Source organism: Labrys sedimenti, assembly GCF_034424805.1.
Taxonomy (GTDB): Bacteria; Pseudomonadota; Alphaproteobacteria; order Rhizobiales; family Labraceae; genus Labrys; species Labrys sedimenti.
Genome location: NZ_JAXOUF010000001.1, coordinates 453,104 through 479,580 on the forward strand (window position 1 = coordinate 453,104; position 26,477 = coordinate 479,580).

The 26,477-nt window shown below is 63.5% G+C and carries 23 protein-coding genes and 1 tRNA gene; 10 read left to right on the plus strand and 14 right to left on the minus strand.

The genetic code is table 11. The features are described from left to right. Window positions 1-93 precede the first annotated feature (93 nt). Together U1R88_RS02080 and U1R88_RS02085 are read left to right on the plus strand one after the other, a co-directional pair. Entirely contained in the window at window positions 94-1,929 is a 1,836-nt protein-coding gene (locus U1R88_RS02080) for an ABC transporter ATP-binding protein/permease (protein WP_322429770.1), read from the plus strand. 101 nt (window positions 1,930-2,030) lie between these two features. After that, a complete protein-coding gene (locus U1R88_RS02085) occupies window positions 2,031-3,407 on the plus strand; it encodes a glucoamylase family protein (RefSeq protein ID WP_322429771.1) in 1,377 nt (458 codons plus the stop codon). Window positions 3,408-3,448: 41 nt separating this feature from the next. Here the strand turns inward: U1R88_RS02085 and U1R88_RS02090 are convergent, their stop codons facing one another. The 5 genes from U1R88_RS02090 to U1R88_RS02110 form a co-directional block, all read right to left on the minus strand. Beyond that, window positions 3,449-4,378, minus strand: coding sequence for an ABC transporter permease (locus U1R88_RS02090; RefSeq protein ID WP_322429772.1), 930 nt, complete (start codon window positions 4,376-4,378; stop codon window positions 3,449-3,451). Continuing rightward, window positions 4,375-5,922 carry a sugar ABC transporter ATP-binding protein gene (locus U1R88_RS02095; protein WP_322429773.1) on the minus strand — a complete coding sequence of 516 codons (1,548 nt, stop codon included), beginning with the start codon at window positions 5,920-5,922 and terminating at the stop codon, window positions 4,375-4,377. The genes U1R88_RS02090 and U1R88_RS02095 overlap by 4 nt, the downstream gene beginning before the upstream one ends. After that, entirely contained in the window at window positions 5,919-6,809 is an 891-nt protein-coding gene (locus U1R88_RS02100) for a sugar ABC transporter substrate-binding protein (RefSeq protein WP_068290994.1), read from the minus strand. The genes U1R88_RS02095 and U1R88_RS02100 overlap by 4 nt, the downstream gene beginning before the upstream one ends. A gap of 86 nt (window positions 6,810-6,895) precedes the next feature. Beyond that, a complete protein-coding gene (locus U1R88_RS02105) occupies window positions 6,896-8,347 on the minus strand; it encodes a xylulokinase (RefSeq protein WP_322429774.1) in 1,452 nt (483 codons plus the stop codon). Window positions 8,348-8,421: 74 nt separating this feature from the next. Then, entirely contained in the window at window positions 8,422-9,540 is a 1,119-nt protein-coding gene (locus U1R88_RS02110) for a lactonase family protein (protein ID WP_322429775.1), read from the minus strand. 263 nt (window positions 9,541-9,803) lie between these two features. On the opposite strand from U1R88_RS02110, the gene U1R88_RS02115 reads away from it, so the two are divergent. From U1R88_RS02115 to U1R88_RS02140, 6 genes are all read left to right on the plus strand, one after another. Then, the gene (locus U1R88_RS02115) at window positions 9,804-10,541 is read left to right on the plus strand and encodes an SDR family oxidoreductase (RefSeq protein ID WP_322429776.1); all 738 of its coding nucleotides are present in this window, start codon (window positions 9,804-9,806) and stop codon (window positions 10,539-10,541) included. A gap of 239 nt (window positions 10,542-10,780) precedes the next feature. Further along, window positions 10,781-12,376, plus strand: a complete 1,596-nt coding sequence (locus U1R88_RS02120) for a CYTH and CHAD domain-containing protein (RefSeq protein WP_322429777.1) — start codon at window positions 10,781-10,783, stop codon at window positions 12,374-12,376. A 123-nt stretch (window positions 12,377-12,499) separates the two neighbouring features. Next, window positions 12,500-13,360, plus strand: a complete 861-nt coding sequence (locus U1R88_RS02125) for a D-amino-acid transaminase (protein WP_322429778.1) — start codon at window positions 12,500-12,502, stop codon at window positions 13,358-13,360. A gap of 229 nt (window positions 13,361-13,589) precedes the next feature. Then, complete coding sequence (gene hfq / locus U1R88_RS02130; RefSeq protein ID WP_068290859.1) at window positions 13,590-13,847, plus strand: RNA chaperone Hfq; 258 nt, start codon at window positions 13,590-13,592, stop codon at window positions 13,845-13,847. Window positions 13,848-13,898: 51 nt separating this feature from the next. Further along, a complete protein-coding gene (gene hflX / locus U1R88_RS02135) occupies window positions 13,899-15,260 on the plus strand; it encodes a GTPase HflX (protein ID WP_425545374.1) in 1,362 nt (453 codons plus the stop codon). Next, window positions 15,253-15,978, plus strand: coding sequence for a class I SAM-dependent methyltransferase (locus U1R88_RS02140; protein ID WP_322429779.1), 726 nt, complete (start codon window positions 15,253-15,255; stop codon window positions 15,976-15,978). The genes hflX and U1R88_RS02140 overlap by 8 nt, the downstream gene beginning before the upstream one ends. Before the next feature lie 12 nt (window positions 15,979-15,990). Here U1R88_RS02140 and U1R88_RS02145 read toward each other — a convergent pair whose 3' ends face one another. The 7 genes from U1R88_RS02145 to glpD form a co-directional block, all read right to left on the minus strand. Beyond that, window positions 15,991-16,509: a hypothetical protein gene (locus tag U1R88_RS02145; RefSeq protein WP_322429780.1), complete on the minus strand. Its 519-nt coding sequence runs from the start codon at window positions 16,507-16,509 to the stop codon at window positions 15,991-15,993. A gap of 155 nt (window positions 16,510-16,664) precedes the next feature. Then, window positions 16,665-16,913: a YMGG-like glycine zipper-containing protein gene (locus tag U1R88_RS02150; protein ID WP_068290852.1), complete on the minus strand. Its 249-nt coding sequence runs from the start codon at window positions 16,911-16,913 to the stop codon at window positions 16,665-16,667. A 289-nt stretch (window positions 16,914-17,202) separates the two neighbouring features. Beyond that, window positions 17,203-19,215, minus strand: coding sequence for an SGNH/GDSL hydrolase family protein (locus tag U1R88_RS02155; RefSeq protein ID WP_322429781.1), 2,013 nt, complete (start codon window positions 19,213-19,215; stop codon window positions 17,203-17,205). An 81-nt stretch (window positions 19,216-19,296) separates the two neighbouring features. Further along, entirely contained in the window at window positions 19,297-19,794 is a 498-nt protein-coding gene (locus U1R88_RS02160) for an AAA family ATPase (RefSeq protein WP_322429782.1), read from the minus strand. 154 nt (window positions 19,795-19,948) lie between these two features. After that, complete coding sequence (locus U1R88_RS02165) at window positions 19,949-20,668, minus strand: MIP/aquaporin family protein (protein WP_322429783.1); 720 nt, start codon at window positions 20,666-20,668, stop codon at window positions 19,949-19,951. A gap of 63 nt (window positions 20,669-20,731) precedes the next feature. After that, on the minus strand, window positions 20,732-22,228 hold the full coding sequence (gene glpK, locus U1R88_RS02170) for a glycerol kinase GlpK (RefSeq protein ID WP_068290843.1): 1,497 nt from the start codon (window positions 22,226-22,228) through the stop codon (window positions 20,732-20,734). A gap of 50 nt (window positions 22,229-22,278) precedes the next feature. Beyond that, window positions 22,279-23,808: a glycerol-3-phosphate dehydrogenase gene (gene glpD, locus U1R88_RS02175; protein ID WP_322429784.1), complete on the minus strand. Its 1,530-nt coding sequence runs from the start codon at window positions 23,806-23,808 to the stop codon at window positions 22,279-22,281. Between the two features lie 3 nt (window positions 23,809-23,811). Here glpD and U1R88_RS02180 point away from each other — a divergent pair, with 3 nt between their 5' ends. Continuing rightward, complete coding sequence (locus U1R88_RS02180) at window positions 23,812-24,087, plus strand: hypothetical protein (RefSeq protein ID WP_322429785.1); 276 nt, start codon at window positions 23,812-23,814, stop codon at window positions 24,085-24,087. Window positions 24,088-24,299: 212 nt separating this feature from the next. Here the strand turns inward: U1R88_RS02180 and U1R88_RS02185 are convergent, their stop codons facing one another. Further along, entirely contained in the window at window positions 24,300-25,103 is an 804-nt protein-coding gene (locus U1R88_RS02185) for a DeoR/GlpR family DNA-binding transcription regulator (RefSeq protein ID WP_322429786.1), read from the minus strand. 144 nt (window positions 25,104-25,247) lie between these two features. Then, a complete protein-coding gene (gene mazG, locus U1R88_RS02190) occupies window positions 25,248-26,060 on the minus strand; it encodes a nucleoside triphosphate pyrophosphohydrolase (protein ID WP_322430485.1) in 813 nt (270 codons plus the stop codon). A gap of 276 nt (window positions 26,061-26,336) precedes the next feature. Here mazG and U1R88_RS02195 point away from each other — a divergent pair. After that, window positions 26,337-26,427, plus strand: a tRNA-Ser gene (locus tag U1R88_RS02195). Window positions 26,428-26,477 lie beyond the last annotated feature (50 nt).

Sequence of the window (26,477 nt, forward strand, 5' to 3'; positions counted from 1 at the left end):
CACGCATGAACTCGATTGTCGTACGCGTTACTCGCTTACCCTTGAGGATGACTCTGCCAGATGACCGGCTATAGTCGAGGCGGAGAGTGATTCATGGTTGCACAATCCGGCGGGAAGCCTGCCGAAGCGCCGAGCAACGAGGCGGACAAGCCTGGGCAGTCCGAGCAGTCGATGGGCGGGCTGCTGCTGCAGCTCAACATGATGGCCCGCGCCTTCGTTTCCTCGCCTCATCGCAACCAGTTGTTCATGCTGGGGGTTGGCGTCTTCACCGTGCTCATCACTTCGGCCTATTTCCAGCGGCTGTTGATCGCTTGGAATCAGCCCTTTTACGATGCGCTAACGCGTAAGGACATCGCCCAATTCGTCCAGCAGATCTTGGTCTTCATTGCCATTGCCGGTGGCCTTTTGGTTCTCAATGTCAGCCAGACTTGGCTCGGCATGATGATCAAGCTGAAATTGAGACAGGGATTGGTCGAAGATCTCATCGGTCAATGGATGCTGCCGCGCAGGGCATTCCGTTTGTCCAACTCTAGTAAGATCGGCGTCAACCCAGACCAGCGTTTGCATGAGGATGCACGCCATCTTACGGAATTGTCGACCGATCTGGCTATTGGCCTGTTCTCGGCATTGATCTATCTGGCAATCTTCATTCCGGCTCTATGGATCGTATCCGATGGCTTTAACTTCCAGTTCCAAGGCTATACCTTCTCCATACCGGGTTACTTGGTCTGGGCGGCAATCTTGTTCTCGGCGACAGGGTCGTTGATGTCGTGGCACGTCGGGGCTTCCTTGGTAGGGCTCAACGCCGACCGCTATGCCCGCGAAGCCGAGTTCCGCTTTTCGTTGGTTCGGGTAAGCGAACATGTTGATGCCATCTCTCTCAACAACGGTGAGAAAGACGAAGAACGCCAGCTCAATCTCGATTTACGTGCGGTCCTGCTGGCGATGCGCCGCCTGGTCACCACCACCACGAGGCTGACCTGGGTGACTGCCGGCTACGGCTGGTTCACCAATCTGGCACCGATCCTGGTGGCCGCACCGATCTATCTCGCCGGCAATCTGACCTTCGGCGGGCTGATGGCCGCGGTCGCCGCGTTCAATCTCGTGCAGGCCCAGTTGCGTTGGCCGGTCGACAACTTCAACAACATCGCCGATTGGCGGGCGACGCTGCTGCGTGTCGCCAATTTCCGCTCCGCCGTTACCACTATCGACGCGCAACAGACGGAAGCCAGCCATATCAAGTTCACTGAGACCGAAAACGACGGCATCCGTCTCGATGATCTGGTGATCGAAGCATCGAGCGGGCACAGCCGGCTCAACGAAGATCATGTCCAGATCCAACCCGGCGAGCGGGTTTTGATCGTCAGCGAGGCCGGAGCGAACAAGACTCTGCTCTTTCGCACTCTGGCCGGGCTCTGGCCTTTTGGCTCAGGTCAGGTCAGCATTCCCAAGGGCGGGCAGGTCACTTTCATGCCGCGTCGTCCCTATCTGCCCCAGGGCACCTTGCGACAGATCCTGTCCTATCCGCAGCCGGTGGCGAAGTTCGAGCGGGCCGATTTCGAACATGCTCTGTCCGCGGTGGGACTTGGCCATCTGGCCGATGACCTCGACCGCAATGTACGCTGGGACAAGGACCTTGCCGACGAAGAGCAACAGACGGTGGCTTTTGCCCGTCTCGCTCTGCAGAAGCCGACCTGGATCGTCATCGATGAAGCCCTCGAAGGCCTGGACGAGGGGACGCGCGGCAAGGTTTTCGGCCTTTTCGAAAAGGATCTTGGCAAGTCTACCATCGTCCATATCGGCCGGCCCGGTTCCAAGGCCAGCTTCTTTCCGCGTACTCTTCGGCTTCTCAACGACCGGACACAAGCGGACCGTGCGGCGGAGAAGTCGGATCGGGATGATACGGACGAATCCAAGGGCGGCGGATAAAAAGATTATACTTTTCAAATGAGTGTTCGCTTCTGTTGAAGCGTTTGTCTAAAGATCGATCAGGCAGCCCTCATGGCTTGCCACGGGTGAAAGTCGGGACGATGGCAAAGGACAAGGCCGGCAAGAAGAAGCTCTCCAAGGGCGACAACAAGATCGCGGCGGAGAAGGGGGACAAGGGCATGACCAGGACCGAGCCGGCTGGCCGGCTCTACAAGGCGGCCGATCTCGTCGATCTGCCCGACGATGAACTGCTGGAAGCCGTGCAACGCCAGACCTTCCGTTTCTTCTGGGAAGGCGCGGAGCCGGCCAGCGGCATGGCCCGGGACCGTACCACCCGCACGGTGGACACGCCCAACGACCTGGTAGCGATCGGCGGGACGGGTTTCGGCATCATGGCCATGATCGTGGCGATGGAACGGGGCTGGATCAGCCGGGCCGAGGGACTGGAGCGGCTGACGAGGATCATCGACGTCATCGAGCCGACCACTTGTTTCCATGGCGCCTATTCGCATTTCATGCATGGCGAGACCGGCAAGGTCTGGCCTTTCAGCCGCAAGGACGATGGCGGCGACCTGGTCGAAACCGCCTTCCTGTTTCAGGGCCTGCTCTGCGCCCGCGAATATTTCGACGCCGATTCCCTCGCCGAGACAAAGCTGCGAAAGCGCATCACCGGTTTGTGGGGTGAGATCGAATGGAACTGGTATACGCAGGGACGCCATGCGCTCTATTGGCATTGGAGCCCCAATAACGGCTTCGTGCTCGACCATGACATCCATGGCTGGAACGAATGCCTGATCGCCTATGTGATGGCGGTGTCGGCGCCGCGCTATCCCATCGATCCCGCCGCCTATCATCGCGGCTTCGTGGCCAGCAAGGATTTCGGGGCGCCGCGCAGCTATTACGACATCGAACTGCCGCTGGGCCCTGATCGCGGTGGGCCGCTGTTCTGGGCGCATTATTCCTTCCTGGGTCTCGATCCTCGTGGTTTGAAGGACCGCTACGCCGATTACTGGCAGCAGAACGTGGCCCATACGATGATCAATCATCGCCATTGCGTGCTCAATCCGCATGGCCATAAGGGCTATGGTCCCGATTGCTGGGGGCTGACGGCGAGCGATGATCCGGACGGCTATGCCGCCCATCAGCCGAGCGAAGACAATGGCGTGATCAGCCCGACGGCCGCCTTGTCGAGCTTTCCCTATGCGCCCAGGGAAGCCATGGCGGCACTGCGCCACTTCCTCGCCAAATATGGCGACAAGGTCTGGGGCCGCTTCGGCTTCGTCGATGCCTTCAGCGAGGAGCGGGACTGGTTCGCCGACACCTTCCTGTCGATCGACCAGGGCCCGATCATCGTGATGATCGAGAACTATCGCACCGGCCTGATCTGGAACCTGTTCATGCGTATTCCCGAGATCCAGGCAGGTTTGCGCAAACTCGGCTTCGAAAGCCCCCATCTCAAGGCAGAAGCGGAGGCCTGAGCGGTGGCGCGGTCTGTCCCTCAGGCAAACCGCACTTCGCTCTAATCTCGCAGCCGCCCGACATTGCGCACCAGCACGGCCGCCAGAATGATCAGACCGGTGAGGATGTCCTGCATGTAGTTGGGCACGCCGACGATGGTGAGGCCGTTCGCCACCACGGCGATGATCACCGCGCCCAACAGGGTGCCGAGGGCGTTGGCGTCGCCGCCGCGAAAAGCCGTCATGCCGAGAAAGGCGGCTGCATACGCCTGCAATAGAAAGCCGTTGCCGCCGGTCGGATGGGCACTGCCCAGCCTCGCCACCAGCAGGAGGCCGACAAGCCCGGCGAACAGGGTGCAGATCGCAAAGCCGAGCACCGTGCTGCGCACGATCGGAACACCGGTGAGGCGGGCCGCCTCGCGATTGCCGCCAATGGCCGCCATGCGCCGGCCGGGTTCGGTGAAATCCAGCAAGATGACGCAGATGGCCGTCATCGCGATGGCCCACAGCGTCAGTACCGGCACGCCTGCCAGCGTGCCGCGCCCGAGGTCGCGGAAGGCCGGTGGAATATTGCCGAACAGGGTGGCGCCGTCGCTGATCCAGAAGGTGAAGCCGCCGACCACCGTGCCGATGGCCAGCGTGGCGATGAAGCTCGGCACCCTCAGGCGCGAGACGAGATAGCCACTGACGCAGCCGACGACCGCCGAGGACACCAGCGTGGCGAGAATGGTGGCCGGAATGCTCCAGCCTCGTGCAAACAGGCTGACGGCCAGGATCCCGGCCCAGGACACCACCGCGCCGACCGAGAGGTCGAATTCCGACAGCACCATCACGCAGGTTGCGCCCAGGGCCACGATCGCCAGCAGCGAGGATTGCTGGGTGATGTTGATCAGATTGGAGGCCTGGGCGAAGGAACCTGGCGAAAGGGCCGAGAAAACTCCGACGATGACGAAAAGGCCGAGAAGCGTGCCGTAGCGGGCGGTGAAGTTCAAGCTGTCCTCCGGGAGTCCCGATGCGGTCTTGCCGTGCGAAAGGTCGCCGCGAGCACCTGCTGGCGGGTCAGGCCGGCGGTCGGTGCGTCCAGTACGATCTCGCCCTTGGCCATCACCACGATGCGCCCGGCCAGGGCGAACAGCTCCTCGATGTCGCTGGTGGCAAACAGGATCAGCGTGCCGTCGCCCGCGAGCTGGCGGCAAAGCGCGTGGATTTCGGCCTTGGAGCGGACGTCGACACCCCGCGTCGGCTCGTCCAGCAGGAAGAGGCGCAACCCAGGCCTGAACCAGCGCCCGATCAGCACCTTTTGCTGGTTGCCGCCGGACAGCGTGGCAATGCGGTCGGTGAGGCGGCCATAACGCACGGCAAGCCGCTCGAGCATCGCGCCGGCATTACGCCGCAAGGCCGGCCAGGACAGGAAGGGCAGGCCTGCCACGGCACGACCGTCGGAAAGGCGGGGGAGGGCGGCATTGTCCAGGATGGAGTGGTTGATCACCAGGCCGCTGCCGCGGCGGTCCTCCGGCGCAAATGCGACTCTCGCCCGAATCCGCGAGGGGATGCCGGCCGGCGGCAAAGGCCGCCCTGCCAGAGACAACCTGCCGCTCGCCCGCGGCATCGCGCCCCAGAGCGCTTTCAGCAGGCTGGAGCGCCCGCTGCCGACGATGCCGTACAGGCCGATGATTTCGCCGCCATGGGCGCTCAATTGCAGGGAGCCGTGCTCGGGAGAGGGGGAAAAGCCGTCGAGATCGAGCAGCTTTTCGGCGCGCCTGGCCGGAGGCGGAAGGGCGTCGCGGAGCTGGGCATCGCCGGCCATCATAGCCACGACGGCGTCGGGCGTGGTTTCGGCGATCAGGCCCTGGCCGACGGTGAGGCCATTGCGCAGGACCGTATAGTCCTGGGCGAGCTCGAACACCTCCTCCATGCGATGGGAGACGAAGATCACGGCGCATCCCGCCTGCGCGAGAGTGACGACCACCTTTCTTAGGATGTCGGCCTCGCTTTCGCTCAGGGAGGCCGTTGGTTCGTCCAGCACCAGGACCCGAGCCTCGTCCATCAAGGCCCGCAAGATCTCGACCAGCTGGCATTGGCCAACTGAGAGATGGCGCACCGGCACGTCCAGCGGCAGGGCGATGCCGAGGCGGTCGCGGATGGCTGCCAGACGGCGATGCATGGCTTGCCGGTCGATCAGGCCGAAACGGCGCGGATAGCGCCGGCCGACAAAGGCGTTTTCGGCCGCGGTGAAACCCGGCACCAGGTTGAGTTCCTGATGCACGAAGCGCAGGCCCGCCGCCTCGGCCGCCCGGGGATCGCCAGGAGAATACGAGACCCCGTCGAGCTGCATTGCACCGCCATCGGGCTGATATACGCCCGACAGGCATTTGAGCAGGCTCGACTTGCCGGCTCCGTTCTCGCCCAGCAAGGCATGGATCCGCCCTGGCGCGACCTTGAGGTCGACGCCATCGAGCGCATGCGCGCCGCCGAAATGTTTCTTCAGGCCGGTGATCTCGAGCCGCGGAACAACGCGGCCGGAGGGTTGGCTCATTGCGGACACGTCACGCCCAGGCTCGCCCGGTCGACGATCTTGGCCTCGACCTGGATTTCCTGTTTGCTGACGGGCTTGCCCTCCAGCACGTTGGCGATTTCGGTTACGGCGCTATGCGCGATCCCCGGAAAGTCCTGGCGCACGGTGGCGATCAGGTCGGTACACTGCTTGATCAGGTCCACCGCCTGCGGATTGCCGTCGATGCCGGCGATCACCATCCTGGAATCGGGCGCATCGCTCTGCTGGGCGAGGAGGGCACCGATCGCTGGCTCGTCCCAGGCAGCCCAGACCCCGTCGATCTTGGTGCCGTGCTGGCGGATGAAGGTTTCCATGGCAAGACGGGAATCGTCGATCGGGCCGGGGACCTTCACATAATGCTCGGCGATCACCTTGATGCCGGGATTGGCGGCGAGTGCCTTGTCGAGGGCAAGCTCGCGCTGATGCACGCCGGGATGGGCCGAATAGTAGAATTTGACGATGTTGCCCTTGCCGCCCAGCTGCTTGAACAGCTTGTCCGACAGGATGGTGCCGAGGGCGAAATTGTCGGTGGCGATGCTGGCCGTCACGCCGGGGGCCAGGGCACCGTCGAGGGCGAAGACGGGGATCTTCTTGGCGGCCGCGGCGGCGACCTGGTCGGCGATCTGCTTGGGATCGACGCTGACCAGGACGACGGCCTTCACGCCGGCATTGGTGACGTCCTCGACCCGGCTTGCCAGCTGCTGAAGGTCGCCGCGGGTATCGACGACATTGACGTTCCAGCCCTTGCCGGCGGCGTCTTTCTTGAAGGTTTCGACGATCTCGTTGGTGGCGACCGAGCTGATATAGGGAGTCAGCACGGCGATATCCTCGGCCTGGGCCGCGTTCGCGACGACGCTGGCCAAGGTCATGGCCAAGATTGAAACACCGATCTTCACGTGGATCCCCCGATACACTTCAACCCGAGGCCGATCGCCCGGGCAGGTTCTTTGCGTTGCTATGGCATAGTCCGCGGCAGTTCGCGCGCGAAATCCGACGCGGCGCGATAGCTGCGATAGCGCCGGTCCGCTATTTCTGCGCGAGAAGGATCCGGCTCGATCGTGATGCTGTCCGCCGATTGCTGCACCGGCTCGAATCCAAGCCGGGGGGCGAGCATGCGATAAATGCCGAGAGCCGGCATCTCCTGGCTGGCAGCCGGCGCGACGACCGGCCGGTTCAGGACCTCGGCCAGGAAGCGCAGCTGCAACGGGCTGCGGGCGCCGCCGCCGATCACCGTCAGCGGCTGACGCGGCAGGCCGGCGGCTTCCAGATTATGGCGGATGGCGAAGGCGCCCCCTTCCAGCACGGCGCGGCAGAGTGCCCCCGGCCCATGACCACGATCGAGGCCGAGAAAGGCGCCGCGAACAGAGCGATCCTCGAAAGGGGAACGCTCGCCAAAGAGATAGGGCAGGAACAGCGGATGAGAGGCGTCGCCATCGGCCGTGGCATGCTCAAGCAGCGCCTCCAGCGGCAATGATGTGAGCTCGCACAGCCAGTCGAGTGCCGCGCCGGCGCACAGGAAGGGCGTGATGACGATCGCGCGGCTGCCCTCGACGGGGTCGGCCAGCGTATAGCTGTCGCGTGGCGGGCGGGCATCGGCAATGTCCATGGTGCCGGCGACCCATCCGGTCGTGCCGATATAGGCATAGGCCGTGTTGGGCGTATCGGCGAAGGCGCCCCAGGTTGCGGCCGCGCCATCACCCGCGCCGTTGTGGACGGGGATGCCGAGCGGCAGGCCGAGGGCGGCGGCGGCGTCGCCGGCCAGGGGGCCTGCGACCGCGTCCGCAGCCAGGATCTTCGGCATCTGTGCAGTCGTGATGCCCGCCGCTGCCAGCAGTGTCTCGTCCCAGGCGCCACTGGCGATGTTGTAGAGCCCGGTGGTGGTTGCCGTCGTGGGATCGATGACGCTGCGCCCCGTGAGGCGCTGGATCACGGCATCCTTGGCTCCGAAGAGAAAGCCGGCGACGGTGTCGAGCGACGAGCCCGGAAGGAAGCGCTCGAGCCGCATCAGCTTGAGGATGGGGTGGGCCGGATCGAGATGATTGCCGGTGCGCCGGCCGTAATCCCCGGGAAGCCGGTCGCGCAGCGTCGCCACTTCATGCTGGTCGAGCCGGCGATCGGAATAGAGTATCGCCGGGCCGATGGGTTCGCCCGCCAAGGAGAGGGCGATGACGTTCTGCATCGAACCGGCCAGGCCGATTGCGCAGATATCGGCCCGGAACGGCAGCCCTCTCACCGCTGCCTGCGTAGCGGTCCACCATTGCCGTGCATCCTGCTCGACGGAGCCGTCCGAGCGGGTCTGCGTGGTCAGGGGTCTTGCCGCCGACGCTACAGCCGCACCGGTACGGTCATACAGCACCGCCTTGAGCGCGGTGGAGCCCACATCGAGAATGAGAAGCTTGTCGCCCACGTCTTGCTTCCAAGGGCTCCGGTGGGCACCGCCAGTGGCGGTGCGTTCCGCAATGCCGGCTTTCGAGAAATGCCTTAGGCTTCGTCGATCTGGAGGAAGGCAACGCAGGTCGGCGTGCCGACCTGAACCTCGGTGCCGGTCGGGGTCAGTTCGCCACTCTCCTTGTTGATGGAGAAGACGACGAGCTTGTCGCTGTTCTGACTGGCCGCCACCAGGAAGTTGCCCGAAGGATCGATGGCGAAATGGCGGGGAAACTGCCCGCCGCAGGACACGTTGTGCTCCAGCACCATGCCGCCTTCGCTGTCGAGGGCGATGACACCGATCGTGTCGTAACCGCGATTGCCGACATAGAGATAGGCTCCATCGGCGGAAATCGCGATTTCCGAGCAGAAGCTGCCCGATCCGGCCGATTCAGGCAGCGCCGAAATGGTGCTGACCAGGGTGAGCTTGGCCTGGTCAGCCTCGAAGGCGAAGGAGGATACGGTGGAGTCGAGCTCGTTGGCGACATAGAGCAGGTTGCCGCGCGGATGGAAGACGAAATGGCGCGGGCCGGCCCCGGCGGGGACGGAGGCGGCGCCGGCTCGGGTGATCGCACCGGTCTGGGCGTCGAATCGATAGACCACGAGCAGGTCGAGCCCGAGATCGGCAACCACGATGTAGCGGTTGTCCGGCGTGACGCGAACGCAATGCGGGTGAGGGCGCTCCTGGCGCTCCGGATCCGGTCCCGTGCCGGCATGGGTGGCATCGCTGACGGCCGCTTTCAGCCCGCCATCCTCGCGGATCGGCAACACCGCGATGGCCTTGTTGGGAAGTTCGCCTTCCGAGGTCAGGCTGTAATTGGCGACGAGCAGGAAATTGGTGTTGCGATCGTGGCTGTTGAAGGCCGTGATGCTGCCCAGGGTCGGCTGCTTGTTGATGTAGCTCAGCGTGCCGTCCGCAGGGGCGATGGCATAAGCCGAGACCGTACCCTCGTTCCAGCCGAAGACTTCGCTGTTGACATGCAGGACCTTGTGCTTGGCATCGACACCGATCCAGGTCGGGTTGTCGATACCCTCGATCAGTCCGACGGGTGCGATCGCTCCGGTTGCCTGGTCGAACGAGAAAGCGGAAATGCCCTTGGCGTTATGGGTTGGATAGTATGGCGTTGGGCGCGTGGGGCCGCCGACATAAAGAAAAGTGCGCTGTCCGGACATAATCCCGCCTTGTCAGACTCAGAAACTCGATGCGCCGCCGACCATATGGGACAGGGATGGCCCGGGCAACCGCGCCCGGTCAGATTATACTCCCAAGGCGATGCCCGCCGATTTGCGACGATCGCGATTTGAATAATTCATACAAATGCAGCTATCAATCGGGAAGGGAACGCCGGCATGTTTCAAGCCGACGCAGCCCCACGCAACACTGAGCATATGCATAAGAGCCGGCCTGCCCGGTGATCGACGACGGAGAGAGAAAAATGTCCCTATCCCTGCAGGGCAAGACAGCCCTTGTCACCGCGGCCGCCCAGGGAATCGGCCGCGCCTCGGCGATCGCGCTGGCTCGTGCCGGCGCCCAGGTGGTCGCCACCGATATCGCCGAGGACAAGCTGGCGGATCTTGCCGGGGTTGAAGGCATCGCCGTCGAACGGTTGGACGTGCTTTCTCCGGAAGCGATCAGGGCCTTTGCGGAGCGGCATGGCCCAAAGGCCGACATTCTCTTCAACTGCGCCGGCGTCGTCCATGCCGGGACCATTCTCGATTGTACGGAAAAGGACTGGAATTTCGCCTTCGATCTCAACGTCACGGCGATGTTCCGCATGATCAGGGCCTTCCTGCCGCATATGCTGGCGCGTGGCGACGGCAGCATCATCAACATGTCTTCGGTGGCATCATCGGTGAAGGGGATCCCCAATCGCTTTGCCTACCAGGCCTCGAAGTCCGCCGTGGTCGGCATCACCAAATCGGTGGCGGCGGACTATGTAAGCAAGGGCATACGCTGCAACGCCATTGCACCCGGGACCGTCGAGAGTCCCTCCCTGCGTGAACGCCTGGAAGCGACCGGTGATTATGAAGCGGCTCGCGCCGCTTTCGTCTCCCGCCAGCCGATCGGACGGATCGGCCAGCCGGAAGAGATCGCCGATCTCGTCGTTTATCTCGCGGGTGCCACCTATACAACCGGCCAGATCCACATCATCGATGGCGGTTGGACGGGCTGAGGGGCCGGGCCTGGGGCCTGCAGCATGCGAATGGCAAGCCATCCGCATCGCAGGCCCTGCCCATTCACGCTGCTGGCGTGGGAAATGATTTGAACCACATTTGTCCACGGTGATGCATGTTTCTGGGCTCGCCGGGTGGTAGTATGTGACAATTCGATCTGCCATAGCTCCGTTTCGTCATCAAATCGTCATCAAAACGGCCGCGTCGGTCCGGTGACGACATTGCTCGGAGTAAAGACGTGGAAACAGGCAGTAGACCCGCACCGGCAGTGCCCGCACCGACATTGCCGGCCCCTGCTGCCAATCGAGAGATCGAGCTCAAGCTCTTGGCTCCCGCCAGCAGCTTCGATTCTCTCGCCGCGGTTCCGGTCATTGCCCAGCATGCGCGCAATCGCGGCGTCTTTCGCAATTTCGAGAATGCCTATTACGATACGCCAGACCGCCAGCTCTATCGCAACAAGATCGCCCTCAGGGTGCGCAAGAGCGGCAAGAGCTTCATCCAGACGCTGAAGCGTCCGGCCGACGGCACCAATCCCCTGGCCCGCCATGAGTGGGAGGTGCCTGTGCCGAGCCTGGAGCCGGATCTGGCCCTGCTGCCGGCCGAGGCACTGGAAATCGGAATGGACGGCGTCGGCAACGGCGTGCTCGAGCCTGTCTTCGTCACCAAGTTTCGCAGGCGCATCCAGGCGCTTGACCTGCCTTCCGCCAATCTGGAACTGGCCTTCGACCAGGGCGAGATTCGGGCCGGTGAGCGCCGCGAGGCCATCAGCGAGCTCGAACTGGAGCTCAAGGGCGGAGACGCGGGGGCTCTCTATGACGTCGCCCTGGCCTTGCTCGATGTTGCGCCTCTCCGCGTAGGCACGCTGGCCAAGGCCGATCGGGGCTACAAGCTCGCCTATGATCCGCCCGCAGAGGGCGTGCGCGCCGCCAAGGGCAGCATCGGCGCGGCCGACAATGTCGACGAGATCGTCGCCAAGCTGCTCGGCGACTGCCAGCGTCACATGGTGGCCAATCAGGCCGTGGTGGAAGAGGGTCGGACGCCGGAAGGCGTGCACCAGATGCGGGTGGCATTGCGGCGCATGCGCACCGCTATTTCGATTCTCCAGCGCCAGATCGGCTCACCGACGCTCGCGCTGCTGGCGGTCGAGGCCAAATGGCTGGCATCCACGCTCGGGCCCGTGCGCAATTGGGACGTGCTCGTGGTGGATACCATTCCCGGGATCGAGACACATTGCCCCGACGAGAGAGCCTTTGCGGCAATGCGCGCTCATGTCGAGCCGCGACGGCTGCATGGCTATCAGCATCTGCGGGAACTGTTCGCCGGTGCCCGCTACAACCGTTTCCTGCTGACACTCGGGCGCACCGTCGAAAGGCGCGCCTGGCGCAATGATATCGCCAGCGGCTCGCTCGGCATCCTGGCGGAGACCGCCGAGCAATTCGCTCGCCAGGCGCTGGAACGGCTGCATCGCCGCGCCCTGAAAGGGGGAAAGCATTTCAGGCGGCTGGAGCCGGTGGCTCAGCATGAATTGCGGCTCGTGCTCAAGAAACTGCGTTATGGTGCCGAGTTCTTCCGTGGCGTCTTCGCTGCCAAGGAAGAGGCGCAGCGTTATCTTGCCCGGCTTGCCGATCTCCAGGAAGGGCTCGGTCTGGCCAATGACGCCGCGACGACGGGCGGTTTGCTGGCGGTGCTCACCGATGAAACGCAGGATGCCGCCCTGCATCGTGGCGCTGGCCTGATAACCGGCTGGCAGGCTCGCGACAAGGAAGCCGCTGCCGGATCGCTGCACAGGCTTTGGAAGCGTTTTGCCCAGGGTGCGCCCTTCTGGCTGGCGTGACGGCCGATCGCGGGTTGTCACTGGCCTCAATCTGCGGCACACCGTCTGGGTTGCCAAATCTTGGCCGAGTCTCGGCGGCAGCCCTTGCCGCCCAGTCCCGGCCGAAGCTTACCCGAGGCCATTATGAGCCGCATCGCCTATGTGAACGGGGTCTATGTGCCGCTGCGCGACGCCTGCGTGCATGTCGAGGATCGCGGTTTCCAGTTTGCCGACGGGGTCTACGAGGTCTGCGAGGTTTTCGGTGGCCGGCTCATCGATGAGACCCGGCATCTTGCCCGGCTCAAGCGCTCGCTCTCGGAGCTGGGCATCGGCATGCCGGTCGGTGAGGGGGCGCTCAAGGTCATCCTGCGCGAGACGGTCCGGCGCAACCGGGTCCGCAACGGCCTGGTCTATCTCCAGGTCACGCGCGGAGCGGCCAGGCGCGATTTCGTGTTCCCGGCGGCGGATACGCCGCCCACCTTGGTGGTGACAGCTCGCTCCGTCGACCGCAGCAAGGCCGAAGCGGGCGCTGCCAACGGCATTTCGGTGATCAGCCTGCCGGATAATCGCTGGGAACGGGTCGACATCAAATCCACCGGCCTTTTGCCCAATGCGCTGGCGCGGCAACGGGCCAAGGAGCGCGGCGCCAAGGAGGCCTGGTTCGTCGACAAGGATGGCTATGTCACCGAGGGAGCGGCCAGCAATGCCTGGATCATCACCCGCGAAAACACCCTGCTGACCCGCCCGGCCGAGAGCGGCATTCTGCGGGGCGTGACCCGAACCACGCTGCTGGACCTCGCCCGGCGCGACAATCTGCTGGTCAGCGAACGGCCCTTCACGCTGGCGGAAGCCAAGGCAGCCAAGGAAGCCTTCGTGACGGCGGCGACGGCGTTGATCATGCCGGTCGTGCGTATCGACGACACGGTGATCGGCGACGGCAAGCCAGGGGCGCTGACCGCTCGATTGCGCGCGCGTTTTCATGAGGTGGCCGAGCGTTCACTTTAGCGCTTGGTATACCATTGTTGCTTGACAGATGATGGCTTGACCTCCATCTGCGATCATTCCGACAGATTGGGCGGAATGACGCGTGGCGATTGCAAACTTTTGCTTGCGCGACGCAGCATCCCCGTCGACTATGTAGGATGATTGCATGAAAGGCAGGCGCGTCGGCGTTGGCTGATTTTGCTTGTGAATGTTCGCGGACCAACCGCGGTCAAGGAGTTTCGGGGGTATTATGGCGGCGGAGCGCACCCAAAATCTACAGGACACGTTTCTCAACAATGTCCGCAAGAACAAGATCCCGCTCACGATCTTCCTGGTGAATGGTGTGAAGTTGCAAGGCGTTGTGACCTGGTTTGACAATTTTTGCGTGCTTTTGCGCCGCGACGGTCATTCCCAGTTGGTCTACAAGCATGCGATTTCGACGATCATGCCGGGCCATCCCGTCCAACTCTTCGAAGGCGGTGAGATCGAGGGCGCGGACAAGCTTTGATTCTTGCCGTACCGGCGGTGGCGGGGGGCAACCCCGCCCGAAAGTTGACGTTTGACAGCAAATACTCTCAAGGATCCAGCGCATCGCATCGATACGCATGAGCTGGAAGTTGCTTCCGGCACAAGAACTTATGTCGTCGCCCCGGTTCTTTCGCGCCGGAGCGAGAGCGATCTCGTGCGTTCCCCCGAAGCCAAGCTCGAGGAGGCGGTCGGTCTTGCCGGCGCCATCGATCTCAATGTGGTCGGTGCCGTCGTGGTCACGCTCGGCGAAATCCGCCCTTCGACCTATATCGGCAAGGGCAAGGTCGAGGAGATCAAAGCGGTCGTCGAAGCCGAAGAGATCACCCTCGTGCTGATGGATTGCGCCCTGTCGCCCGTGCAGCAGCGCAATCTCGAAAAGGCCTGGGGCGCCAAGGTGATCGACCGCACCGGCCTGATTCTCGAAATCTTCGGTCGGCGCGCCCGTACCAAGGAAGGCACGCTGCAGGTCGAGCTCGCCCATCTCAACTATCAGAAAGGGCGTCTCGTCCGATCCTGGACCCATCTCGAACGCCAGCGCGGCGGCGGCGGCTTCCTGGGCGGTCCGGGCGAAACCCAGATCGAATCGGACCGGCGTCTGCTGCAGGATCGCATCGTCAAGCTCGAGCGTGAACTGGAGCAGGTGAAGCGTACCCGTTCCCTGCATCGCGCCAGCCGGCGCAAGGTGCCTTATCCGATTGTGGCGCTGGTCGGCTATACCAATGCCGGCAAGTCGACGCTGTTCAACCGGCTGACCCGGGCCGAGGTGCTGGCGGAGGACATGCTGTTCGCCACGCTGGATCCGACGCTGCGCGCCCTCAAGCTGCCGCATGGCACCAAGGCGATCCTGTCCGATACTGTGGGGTTCATCTCCGAACTGCCGACCATGCTGGTGGCGGCCTTCCGCGCCACCCTGGAAGAGGTGTTGGAGGCGGATGTCATCCTGCATGTGCGCGACATCTCCCATGGCGACACCGAGGCCCAGGCGGGCGATGTGCGCTCCATCCTGCACAGCCTCGGCATCGAGGAGGGGGCCAAGCAGACGGTGATCGAAGTCTGGAACAAGGTCGATCTCATCGAAGAGCCGGCGCGCGAGGCGCTGTTGACGGCTTCCCGGCGCGAGGGCGGGAATCGGCCCGTGGTGGTCTCGGCCGTAACCGGGGAAGGGCTGCCTGCACTGCTCGACCGGGTCGAGACGGTGGTGGCGGCCGGGCGGCTGACGCTGGCCATCGACATCCCGCCGGCGGACGGAGCGGGCCTTGCCTGGCTGCATGCCAATACGGATGTACTGGCCCGCGAGACCGATGAGGCTGGCGTCACCCATGTCTCCGTGCGCGTGGCCCCGGAACGCGCCGACCAGGTCAGGCGACGGTTCGGGATCGCTGCCGTTGAATGAGCTGAGCGCGCATTATACCGATCCGCGCCTGGCGTCTCTCTACGACATCCAGAACCCATGGGGACAGGACAGCGACTTCTACCTCGCCTTGGCAGGCAGATCGGCGCTGGCCGTCCTGGATATCGGATGTGGAACCGGGATGATGGCGACAGCCTTTGCCCAGCAGGGGCATGCGGTCACCGCCGTCGACCCTGCCGCAGCCATGCTGGACGTCGCCCGGTCTCGTTCGCACGGGCATCTGGTGCGTTGGGTTCACGGGCTGGTCGGCGATGTCCAGGGAAGTTTCGACCTGGCTGTGATGACCGGGCATGCGTTCCAGGTCCTGCTCGACGACGAGACCATGCTGGCATTTCTGCAGGCCGTGAAACAAAGGCTGGCGCCAGGCGGGCGTTTCGCGTTCGAGACGCGCAATCCCGACGCGCGGGTCTGGGAACAATGGGCGAAACAACCGGTGGGCCATTCCTCGGCAGGTGCCCCCGAAACCATGCATGTCGATATCGAGAAGAAGGGTGAGCTGGTATCTTTTCGTTCCATCTATCGCTTTGGGGACGGAACGGAAATCTCCAGCCGCAGCACCTTGCGCTTCGCGTCCCAGGCGACGATTTCGGCTCTTGCCGAGAAAGTCGGGTTTTCCCGCCAGGCCTGGTTCGGCGACTGGGATCGCCAGCCCGTAGAGCCGGGTAGCCGGGAACTCATCCTGGTTGCGGGTTTCGACTAGTCCGAGCCCGCTTCAGCACGGGCCAGGCCGTAATGTCTGCGGGCCGGTGATGGTGCAATGGCAATCGGATCCGTCCCAATGCACGCTGTGCGACACCCATGAGGGACGCCGCCCGCAGGCATCGACCGGCGGCGAGCAGGAAGGGCAGACGAAAGCCCCCGAATTGTTCATGCTGATTTCGCCCGCCCCGTCTGCAGGCGTGGCGGTGATGCCGAAATCCCCGGTACGGTAGAGAAAGACCTTCATCTGTCCCCGGCCATCGTGTCCCTTCCAGCCATAGATGGCTCGGGGTGTTTCCAGAGCGGTTTCGACAGCAAGAAGCTTGCCACCGGTGCCGGCCACCCTTTGCAGGCTGGCGAAGTCGCGGGTTTCCCGCAAGGTGGTGACCCAGCCCCTCGTAATGGCGACGCTCGCTTCGGGCTGTCCGGGATCACGAGGGGGCCAAGGCGTCAACTCCGACGAAAGCGCCGGTGGAACCAGGCAGATCGTCAGAATGACGGCTCCCGCCGGACCCATGATCAGTCTCGACATCGAAGGCACTCCACGCATGCCATGCAACGACAGCAGGACTATGGCGCTCGGCAGGCTCCAGCGTCAAATGCCGGCGGACCAGTGCCGGTCCGCGTTGCGCCCGGTTGTTCGTCCTCGGCAACGGGCCTGCTTCCTTGGGGCGCGGAGCGCCGGCCTTAGAACCAGCTGGTTCGTGCCGGTTCAGGTGTCGTGACGAGGCCGACGACGGCGCCTGTGGTTGCTCCGATGGCACCGCCGACCAGCGCACCGGTGGTCGGCTGGCGAGCGACCAGGCTACCGACGATGGCGCCGCTGGTGCCGCCGATCAGGGCACCGTTGAAAGCTCGCCCGGCCGGGCTGGAGCTGCAGGAGGCCGTGCTGACGGCAAGGCCGGTGACCAGGATCAGACCCGGGAGTTTCTTCATGGTTGAGCATCCTTACGCTACGCTACGATGAATGGCTCATTTACTGAAAATTAACTTTTGGTCTTGAATCGGACGGAAGCAAGGCTCTGGCAGACAAGATTTGGCCCAATATGTTAATTGCGGCTCGCCCCGATGGTGATCGAGGCCATTTTACTGGTTAAAATGGGACCAATTGGGAGAAAAAACGGGCGTTTTTCTTGATTTCCAGGGAGGTGCCAAGCACCTGTCATTCTCGCAGCATGGTTAATGTCGACACCTGTTTAAGGTTGCTGCATGGCACAGGCGATCGCTACGGTGCCGGAGCGCCGGGTGCGGGCAATCCCAGCTTCTGGCGCAGTGCCTTCAGCACCCCGTCGCCCATGGCCGCCTGACCGAGTGCGTTGGGATGGAAGGAACCGCTGAGGGTGGCGGCCAGGACCGGTTGAGCGCGGCCGTTCATGCGAGGATCGCCGCCGCTGCTTGCCAGCGTTCGCATGGTATTGGCGGCGAGAAAGGCATCGTTCGGTGTGACAAACCAGCGTTGCCGCGGGCGATAGGCCTGCCAGGCCGGCGGCGAAAACGGCGTCCAGCGTTGCCCGGTGGGATTGCTGACCGGAAAGCGAAGCCCATCCGGGGCGTTGCTGCCGTCCGCCATGCCGGGCTGGCACAAGGCGTGGCCCTTGAAGGCTGCGGCGAAGTCGCTGACCACCTGCCAGCCCGTGCCGGTGCCGAGAGCGTGTATCTTGGCGTTGAGACCGTCGACGAAGGCAATCGAGTCCGGACCCGTGGTCGGCTTGCTGATCCGGAAGATTTCGTGGAGATCCATTCCAGCCGTGCCCGCTTCGCCGCTGGGGGCATGCAGACAGGTGCCGCTGCCCGTGTGCAGCATTTGCGGGTAACCGGTCTGGATGATCTGGGAGGCAGTCAATCCCAGGAACTGTTCGAAGGCCAGGGCCAGGATACGATAGCGCTCGCCCAACGCACTCTGCGCTGCCGTGGCATCCTGAAACGTGATGGGTCTGGCCCCCTTGATCCACAGTCTTTCGGCAGTTCGCCGAAGCGACAGGAAGTTGCTGCCGGCGGCCAGGGCCTCGCCGGCAATGACCCGGGAAAAGCCGATATCGTTCCCGCCGATGCTGAGCAGGAGGATGTCAGGTTTGCGCTTGAAGGCAGCGCAGCGCTTGAGATCGGTGTCCCAGGAGAAGTGCGCCGGCGGCGAGAAGCGATTATAGCCCCTAAGGGGCAGCGGACAGAGGTCACGCAAGGCCCGCATCACCTGCGGCGAGGCATCGTATTGTCCGGACTTGCCCGACCTGTCCTTGGGGACGTCGTCGCGGGCGACCCAGTAGCCGAGCAGGCCCTCGAAGACTTCGGCGCCGGTGCAGCCATAGCCCAGATAGGTCACGCTCGCATGAGGGGCTTCCAAGGCGATCGCCAGGGCGGCTTTGAGCTGGTGCGAATAAAGCGAGCGATGGCACTGCTGATTGATCCACAGCGCACCGATCCCGAAGCTCTTGTCGAAATTGTGCTTGTAGCGGAGGGGGTAAAGCCGCAGCCGGCCGCGCCATCCCGATTCACCCGGCAGGTGCGACGATTCCTGGAAATTGTTGACGTCGGTGCCGAGCACTGCGGCCTTATCGGGATTGCCCTCGCCGGAGGCGAAGGAATCACCCATGCCGAGAATGGTGATCGGTCGGACGGTCTGGTCAGGCGCTTCGGTCAAGGCCAGGCCGTCGGCCTTGACGGCCAGGGTGAAGGCGGTGGCGATGGGGATGCCGGCAAGGCGTATCTGCGCGCTGTCGCAGGCTGCCGTTGCGGCCACCGTGCCATTGACCAGCCATTGGCACTGGCGACCCGCAGGGGCTTCGGTGACGCTCGCCAGGATGTCGGTCTTGCGCGCGCCGACAAAGTCCTCGCCATTGGCCAGCTTGCAGCCCCAATGCCCGCGATTGGTTGCGCTGAAGCAGGTGCCGCGGGCAAGGGCCGAGGCCCAGCCGAAACGCCAGATCGTCGCGGGATCGCCAAAAGCCTTGCCGAGTTGCCTGGCATCGGCGCGCTTTTCCAACTCGACCTCCAGCGCCATCACCGGCTGGTTCTGGCGATCGGCCAAGGGGAGGCCAGCATAGATAGCGGCGAGGGCACGAAAATGGTCCTCGCTGCGAAACAGGGGGAAGCGATTGGCGACTTCCCACTGGATGGCGGGGGCGGCTTCGGCCGCTCCAGCGGCCATTGCAAAGCCGAAGACGACGACGCAGAGGCGTGATCGGCGACCGACATGCCGCGCGCCTGATCGCCCCGTCCTGACAACGCCCATACGTGACATGGCAGCCCCCCGCATGCGATCGGTTCGCCACAGTAGGGGGAGGGGCGTGATGGCGCCGTTATCGCGATGGCGGCGCCGACGTCAGCGAGGTTCGATAAACCGCAGCAGCGCGTCAACGGTCGCTTGCACTGGTTGGCGGGTGTCGATCTCGAAATCGGCCGACTGGCGCAGCAGCGGTTCGATCGCCGTGATCAATGCGGCAACCTTGCGCCGTTCTTCCTCGGCATGGCCATAGCCGGATCCCGTTCGGGCCGCGAGCCGCGCCATGATGGTGGGAAGGGGAGCCGAAAGCAGGACAATGGCATCGAACAGGGGAAACAGCCCGGCCATGTTCTCGGCGCAGCCGCTGACGGAGAGCGGACCGGGTGTCGATCGCGACAGCAAGGCCTCGACCTTGTCGAGTTGCCAGACCCAGTCCTCACCCTGGGCGGGTGTCAGGTCATCTCCCGGGGCGGCCGGCACCCAATGCGACCATTCCGGCGTGTCGAGGTCATAGGCCTGGTGACCGCGAGCCAGCAATTCACGGATCACCGAAGTCTTGCCGGTTCCGGACATGCCGGTGATCAGGATGCGCTTCATCGCCATTTGCTCCGAAAACAACCTGACAGGCCCCCCACGACTGTCCGCGAAGCTGCCACGACAAGCCTGATCCGGCAATGTCGGCAATAAAAATGGCCGGACGAGCCGGCCATTTTTCAAAGACGAGACGCCTTGGTCTCTTGCGGTATGCCCGTCACATCATGCCCGTCGCCTTGGCGAGCATGAGGGCGACGATACCGCCGATCACCGGACCGACGACCGGCACCCAGGAATAGCCCCAGTCCGAACCGCCCTTGCCGGCGATCGGCAACACGGCGTGCGCAATGCGCGGGCCGAGGTCGCGGGCCGGATTGATGGCATAGCCGGTGGGCCCCCCCAGCGAGACGCCGATGCCCCAGACCAGCATGCCGACGATGAAGGGAGCGAGATAGCCCGGTGTCGCCACGGCCTTGGAGCCGATGGCGGCGACGACGAAGAGCAGGGCGAAGCCGCCGATGATTTCCGTCACCAGATTGGCGCCATAGTTACGGATGGCGGGACCGGTGCAGAAGACGGCCAGCTTGAGGCCCTGATCTTCGGTTTCGCGCCAGTGCAGCAGATGGGCAAGCCAAACCAGGATCGCCCCGATGAAGGCGCCGATGAACTGAGCCGCGATGAACGGAACCACGTTGCTCCAATCACCGGTCGCGGTGGCGAATGCCAAGGTCACCGCCGGATTGAGATGGCCCGGAGCACCTGCCGCAACGGCGACCAGCACGCCGCAGAGCACCGCGAAGGCCCAGCCCGCCGTGATGACGATCCAGCCCGAATTCTGGCCCTTGTTCTTGGCCAGCAACACGTTGGCCACGACACCGTCCCCGAACAGGATGAGCGTGGCCGTGCCCATCAGCTCACCAACAAACCCAACTGCCATGTTCTTCTTCCCTGTGTTGTGGGGCCGTCACCCCCCGGTGCGGCCCTGCTTGGTTCGTGATGGTCAGACTGCCCAGTCGAGCGAACGGGTGACGGCCTTGTTCCAGGCACTGAAGAGCTTGCTGCGCTGCTCTTCCTTCATCATCGGATGCCAGCGCTTGTCGACGCCCCAGTTTTCCGAGATGTCCTTGGTGGAGTTCCAGTACCCCGTCGCCAGGCCGGCCGCGTAGGCCGAGCCCAGGGCGGTGGTCTCGATGACCTTGGGGCGCACCACGGGAACGTTGAGGATGTCGGACTGGAACTGCATCAGCAACTCGTTGACAACCATGCCGCCGTCGGTCCGCAATTCCTTGATCTGCACGCCCGAATCCTTGGTCATGGCATCGAGCACTTCGCGGGTCTGATAGGCGGTGGCCTCCAGGGCGGCACGCGCGATATGGCCCTTGTTGGCGAAGCGCGTCAGGCCGGCGATCACCCCGCGGGCGCTTTCCTTCCAGTGCGGCGCATAGAGGCCGGAGAAGGCCGGTACGAAATAGACGTCGCCATTGTCCTTCACGGTATTGGCGAGAGCCTCGATCTCCGGCGCGGTCTTCACCAAATTGAGGTTGTCGCGCAGCCATTGCACCAGCGCGCCGGCGATGGCTATCGAGCCTTCCAGGGCATAGATGGGCTTGTTGTCGCCGAGCTTGTAGCCGAGCGTGGTCAGCAGGCCGGCCGTGGAGTGGAAGGGCTTGTCGCCGGTGTTCATCAGCATGAAGCAACCGGTGCCATAGGTGTTCTTGGCTTCGCCCGGCTGCAGGCAAGCCTGGCCGAACAGGGCCGCCTGCTGATCGCCGAGAATGCCGGCGACCGGGATGTCCGCCAGCACGCCTGTGCACGTGCCATAGACCTCGCTGGAAGAACGGATCTGCGGCAGGCAGGCCCGAGGAATGTCGAACAGGCTGAGAATCTCGGCATCCCAGTCCAGTGTCTCCAGGTCCATCATCTGGGTGCGCGAGGCATTGGTGACGTCGGTCAGGTGCAGGCCGCCCTTGGTGCCGCCGGTCAGGTTCCACACCAGCCAGGTGTCGAGATTGCCGAAGAGAAGGTCACCGGCCTCGGCCGCCTTCTGGGCGCCGGGAACGTTGTCGAGCAGCCAGCGCAGCTTCAGGCCGGAGAAATAGGTGGCAAGTGGCAGGCCGGTTTTGGCGCGCAGGCGATCCTGGCCGCCCTCCTTGGCGAATTTGGCTACGAGCTTGTCGGTACGGGTGTCCATCCAGACCAACGCATTGTGTACGGCTGCGCCGGTCTTGCGATTCCACAGGACTGCCGTCTCGCGCTGGTTGGTGATGCCCACGGAGACCAGGTTGGCCGTGGTCAGTCCCTTCTTCTTCAGGGCACCGGCGATCACGCTCTGGGTGTTGCGCCAGATCTCGGCGGGATCATGCTCGACCCAGCCGGGCTTGGGATAGATCTGCTCGTGTTCCTTCTGGTCGACGGAGATGATCTCGCCGCGACGGTCGAAGATGATGAAGCGGGTGCTGGTCGTGCCTTGGTCGATGGACCCGACATATTTGGTCATGCTTTCCTCCTCGATATGTTCTTGCAGTCCGGTTGGGCCTGGGAACGAGTTCAGTGGGGAACGGGCGCCTTCTGCCTGGCGGCGAGATAGGCGGAGATGTCACCGGCCGCCTCGGGCGGCAGATGCAGGCCGAGCTTGGAGCGGCGCCAGAGGATGTCCTCGGCGGTCACGGCCCATTCCTGGTCGACGAGATAGTCGATCTCGGCAGCCGTGAGGCCCATGCCGAAATCCCGGCCGAGATCGGCCATGCCGTTGGCGCCTTCCAGGAAGAGTAGGGCGCGGGTGCCGTATGCTTTGGCGAGGCGCCGGGCGAGGGCAGGAGACAGGAAGGGCTTGCGTGCCATCAGCGAGCGAATGAAGGTATCGAGATCGGCGTTGGGCATGTCGCCGCCCGGCAGGGGGGCATCGGCGGTCCAGGGCTTACCCTTGGCGCCCAGGGTCTTCTCGATATGCTCGAGGATCGATTCCGACAGGCGGCGATAGGTGGTGATCTTGCCGCCGAAGATGTTGATCAGCGGCGCTCCGTCGATCAGCTCTTCCTTGATGACATAGTCGCGGGTGGCTGCCTGGGCGGCGGTGGCGTGATCGTCATAGAGGGGCCGCACGCCCGAATAGGTCCAGACGATGTCGGAAGGCTTGATTTCCCTGGCGAAATACTCGCTCGCCGCCTTGCACAGATACTCCGTCTCGCCGGGCGTGATCGCGACCTTGGCCGGGTCATCCTTGTAGTCCTGGTCGGTCGTGCCGATCAGGGTGAACTCATCTTCATAGGGAATGGCGAAGATGATGCGCCCGTCCGGGTTCTGGAAGATGTAGCAGCGGTCGTGGTCGAAGAGCTTGGGCACGATGATGTGACTGCCCTGGACCAGGCGCACCTGGTTCGGCTCCTTGTGAGCGACCACGTCCGCCAGCACGGTGTCGACCCAGGGGCCGGCCGCGTTGACGAGGAGGCGGGCCGTGACCTCGTTCTCCGTGCCACTGATCTGGTCCCGCAACCGGATGTGCCACAGGCCGGCGTCGCGGCGCGCCGAGACGACCTTGCAGCGTGTACGGACAATGGCGCCGCGGTCAGCGGCATCGCGGGCGTTGAGGGCCACGAAGCGGGCATCATTCACCCAGCAATCGGAATACTCGAAAGCTTTCGAGAAGATCGGCTTCAGCGACTTGCCGGCTTCGTCGCGCCGCAGATCGAGCGTTCGGGTGGGCGGCAGCTTCTTGCGGCCGCCGATATAGTCGTAGAGAAACAGGCCGATACGCAGCATCCAGGCCGGTCGCAGGCCCTTGAAATAGGGCAGCACGAAACGCAGCGGGTGGACGAGATGTGGTGCGTTGCGCCAGACGATCTCGCGTTCGGTGAGGGCTTCCCGCACAAGGCGGAACTCATAATATTCGAGATAGCGCAGGCCGCCATGGATCAGTTTGGTGGCTTTGGACGACGTACCGCTGGCCAGATCGTTCATCTCGGCCAGATAGACCGAATAACCACGTCCAACGGCGTCCCTGGCAATGCCGCAACCATTGACGCCTCCGCCGATCACGAAGACGTCGAAAATAGCATTTGCGGAAGCCTGCTGATTCATGGGGTGTCACTCCGCGACAGGGCCGTGGCGGGGATGGCGGTCGAGCATGGCGCGGTGGTGTGGACCATGGCGTTCCGTCTCCCTGTTTTTGATCCTTCGTTGATGAAGGCGCTTGTTTCGGCGGCAATGTTGTCGTGCTTTTTTGTTTTCGCAATAGAAAATTTTATCTTTCGTTTTAGTAAAAACGAACATTTCTTATTGGAGTTGAGTTATTCAGAAACGACATTGCAGAGGCCTGTATTGCGCCGCAACATGGCTGAGTGCACGGCCGGGTTGTAGAAAACGCCACATGTTTTTGGTGATTTCGTTCGCCGAGGTATGATGGTAGCGTGTCGTGGCCGTCGATCGAGCGGATGGAGTTGCGATCAAATGTCGAATGTCGTTTGCGCTCTAGTGAGGCATTTTCGAAATGCGGAGATTCGAAAATGACGTGATGGCGAATTTCGGGTGACAAACAGTGTCACAATTCTCGCCGGGGCGGTGTTGCGCAATCAGAGGTTGGCGATGTGAAGCTCGGTGCCGCTGCTCGCCAGCAATTCGGTGAGTGCCCGGGGAGGCGCCATGTCGACGAAGACGGCGCTCACTTCGGTGATCGACGCCATCCGCAGCAGGGGTCTGCGCTGGAACTTGGTGTGGTCTGTGACCAAGTAGGTCTTGCGGGCATTGCGCAGGATGGTCTGGGCGGCGCGAATCTCGTCATAGTCGAAATCGAGCAACGTGCCGTCGCTGTCGATGCCGCTGATGCCGATGATGCCGATATCGACGCGGAACTGGCTGATCATGTCCACGCAGGCCGGGCCGAGCACACCGCCGTCCCGGTTGCGCACGGAGCCGCCGGTGATGGTGATCTCGAAATCGGTGTGCCGCGAGAGAATCGTTGCCACGTTGAGATTGTTGGTGATCACCCTGAGATCCTGATGGTGGATCAGCGCTGCGGCCACCGCCTCGGTGGTGGTGCCGATATTCATGAAGATGGAAACGTGATCGGGAACGTGACGCGCCACCAGCTTGGCGATCTGTTCCTTTTCGACCTGGTTCATGATCTGGCGGGCGCTGTAGTCGATATTGGCGACGCTCGACGGCAGACCACCGCCGCCGCGATAGCGGGCCAGCCGCCCTTCGCCGCTCAGATCGTTGAGATCGCGCCGGATGGTCTGGACGGTGACTCCGAATCGGCTCGCCAGCATTTCGACCCCGACGAAGCCGTGCTGACGCACCAGATTGACGATGGCTTCGCGCCGTTCCTCCACGCTGAAGGCGGCGGATGCATCGGCGGGGGGCGGGCTGGACGACATGGCAGATCACGCGGGACGAGGAAGGCGGGGGCGTCCGGGTTTGTCGCACGGAATGCCGCGCACGGCCAGCGAGGCCGTGCGAGCGCCGTAGACGTCCATCGATCTCGCGGCGGGAGGCGAGAACTCCCGGCAGCAGGGGAGGGCCTATAGGCCGGCGCGCTTGGCCTCGTTCCACAATCCGTCCATCTCGTCCAGGTCCGACTGGGCCGGGGTCGTGCCCTTCTCGCGCAGGCGCGCCTCGATGAAGTGAAAGCGCTTCTCGAACTTCGCATTGGCACCGCGCAGGGCGCCTTCCGCGTCGACTTGGGCATGGCGGGCGATATTGGCGACGGCGAACAGCAGATCGCCGATTTCAGCCGCCAGCGCGTCCTTGCCGGCCCCTTCATCGAGTGCGGCTTCGATCTCGTCCGCCTCTTCGCGCACCTTGGCAAGCACCATGCGGATATCGTTCCAGTCGAAGCCCACCTTGCCCGCTTTCTCTTGAAGCTTGACGGCCCGCGTAAGCGCCGGCATGGCGGCAGGCACGCCTTCGAGGGCGCTTTCCGGGCCGGCGGGGGGATGACGGCGGGCGCGTTCGGCTTTTTCCTGTGCCTTGATCTCCGCCCAGAGTGTCTTCACCTCAGCCGGCGGCAGGTTGCGCGCCTCGCCGAAGACATGCGGGTGGCGGCGGATCAGCTTGGTGGTGATTGCCTCTACGACACTGCCGAAATCGAACAGGCCCTCCTCGCGTGCCATCTGGGCATGAAAGACCACCTGCAGCAGGAGGTCGCCGAGCTCGTCGGTGAGATCGGCCATGTCGCCGCGCTGGATCGCGTCAGCGACTTCATAGGCTTCCTCGATGGTGTAGGGAGCGATGCTGGCGAAATCCTGTTCGAGGTCCCAGGGGCAGCCGGTGCCGGGAGTCCTCAGGGCGGCCATGATCTCGAGCAGGCACTCGATATCTCGGCCTGGCGCGATCGCGGAGCTGGGAATGGCGGCTTGGGACTTGGCAGTGCTGTTCATGCTGTCTCTCCTCGACGCTTCCTAGAACAAACTGCGCGCCAGTGGAAATGGTGGCTCGTCCCAGGCTTCATCGACGCGATTTGAATCCGCCTATCGCAAGATCGCCTCCGCATCCATGCTCTGCTGAGCGGGACGCCAGGCCGTGTCCATGACGGTGTCCGTCATAAAGCTTGGGGGGTGTTGCGATTTTACCTTGATTGCCAGACCGGGATTGTCTATCCGGGTGGCAATGGAGACGTGGCCGAGAGGCTGAAGGCACTCGTTTGCTAAATGAGCATACCCCACAAGGGTATCCAGGGTTCGAATCCCTGCGTCTCCGCCATCCTCCCTTCATTCACGCCCGCGTTGCGGCGTCTCCCTGGATTTGGGTAG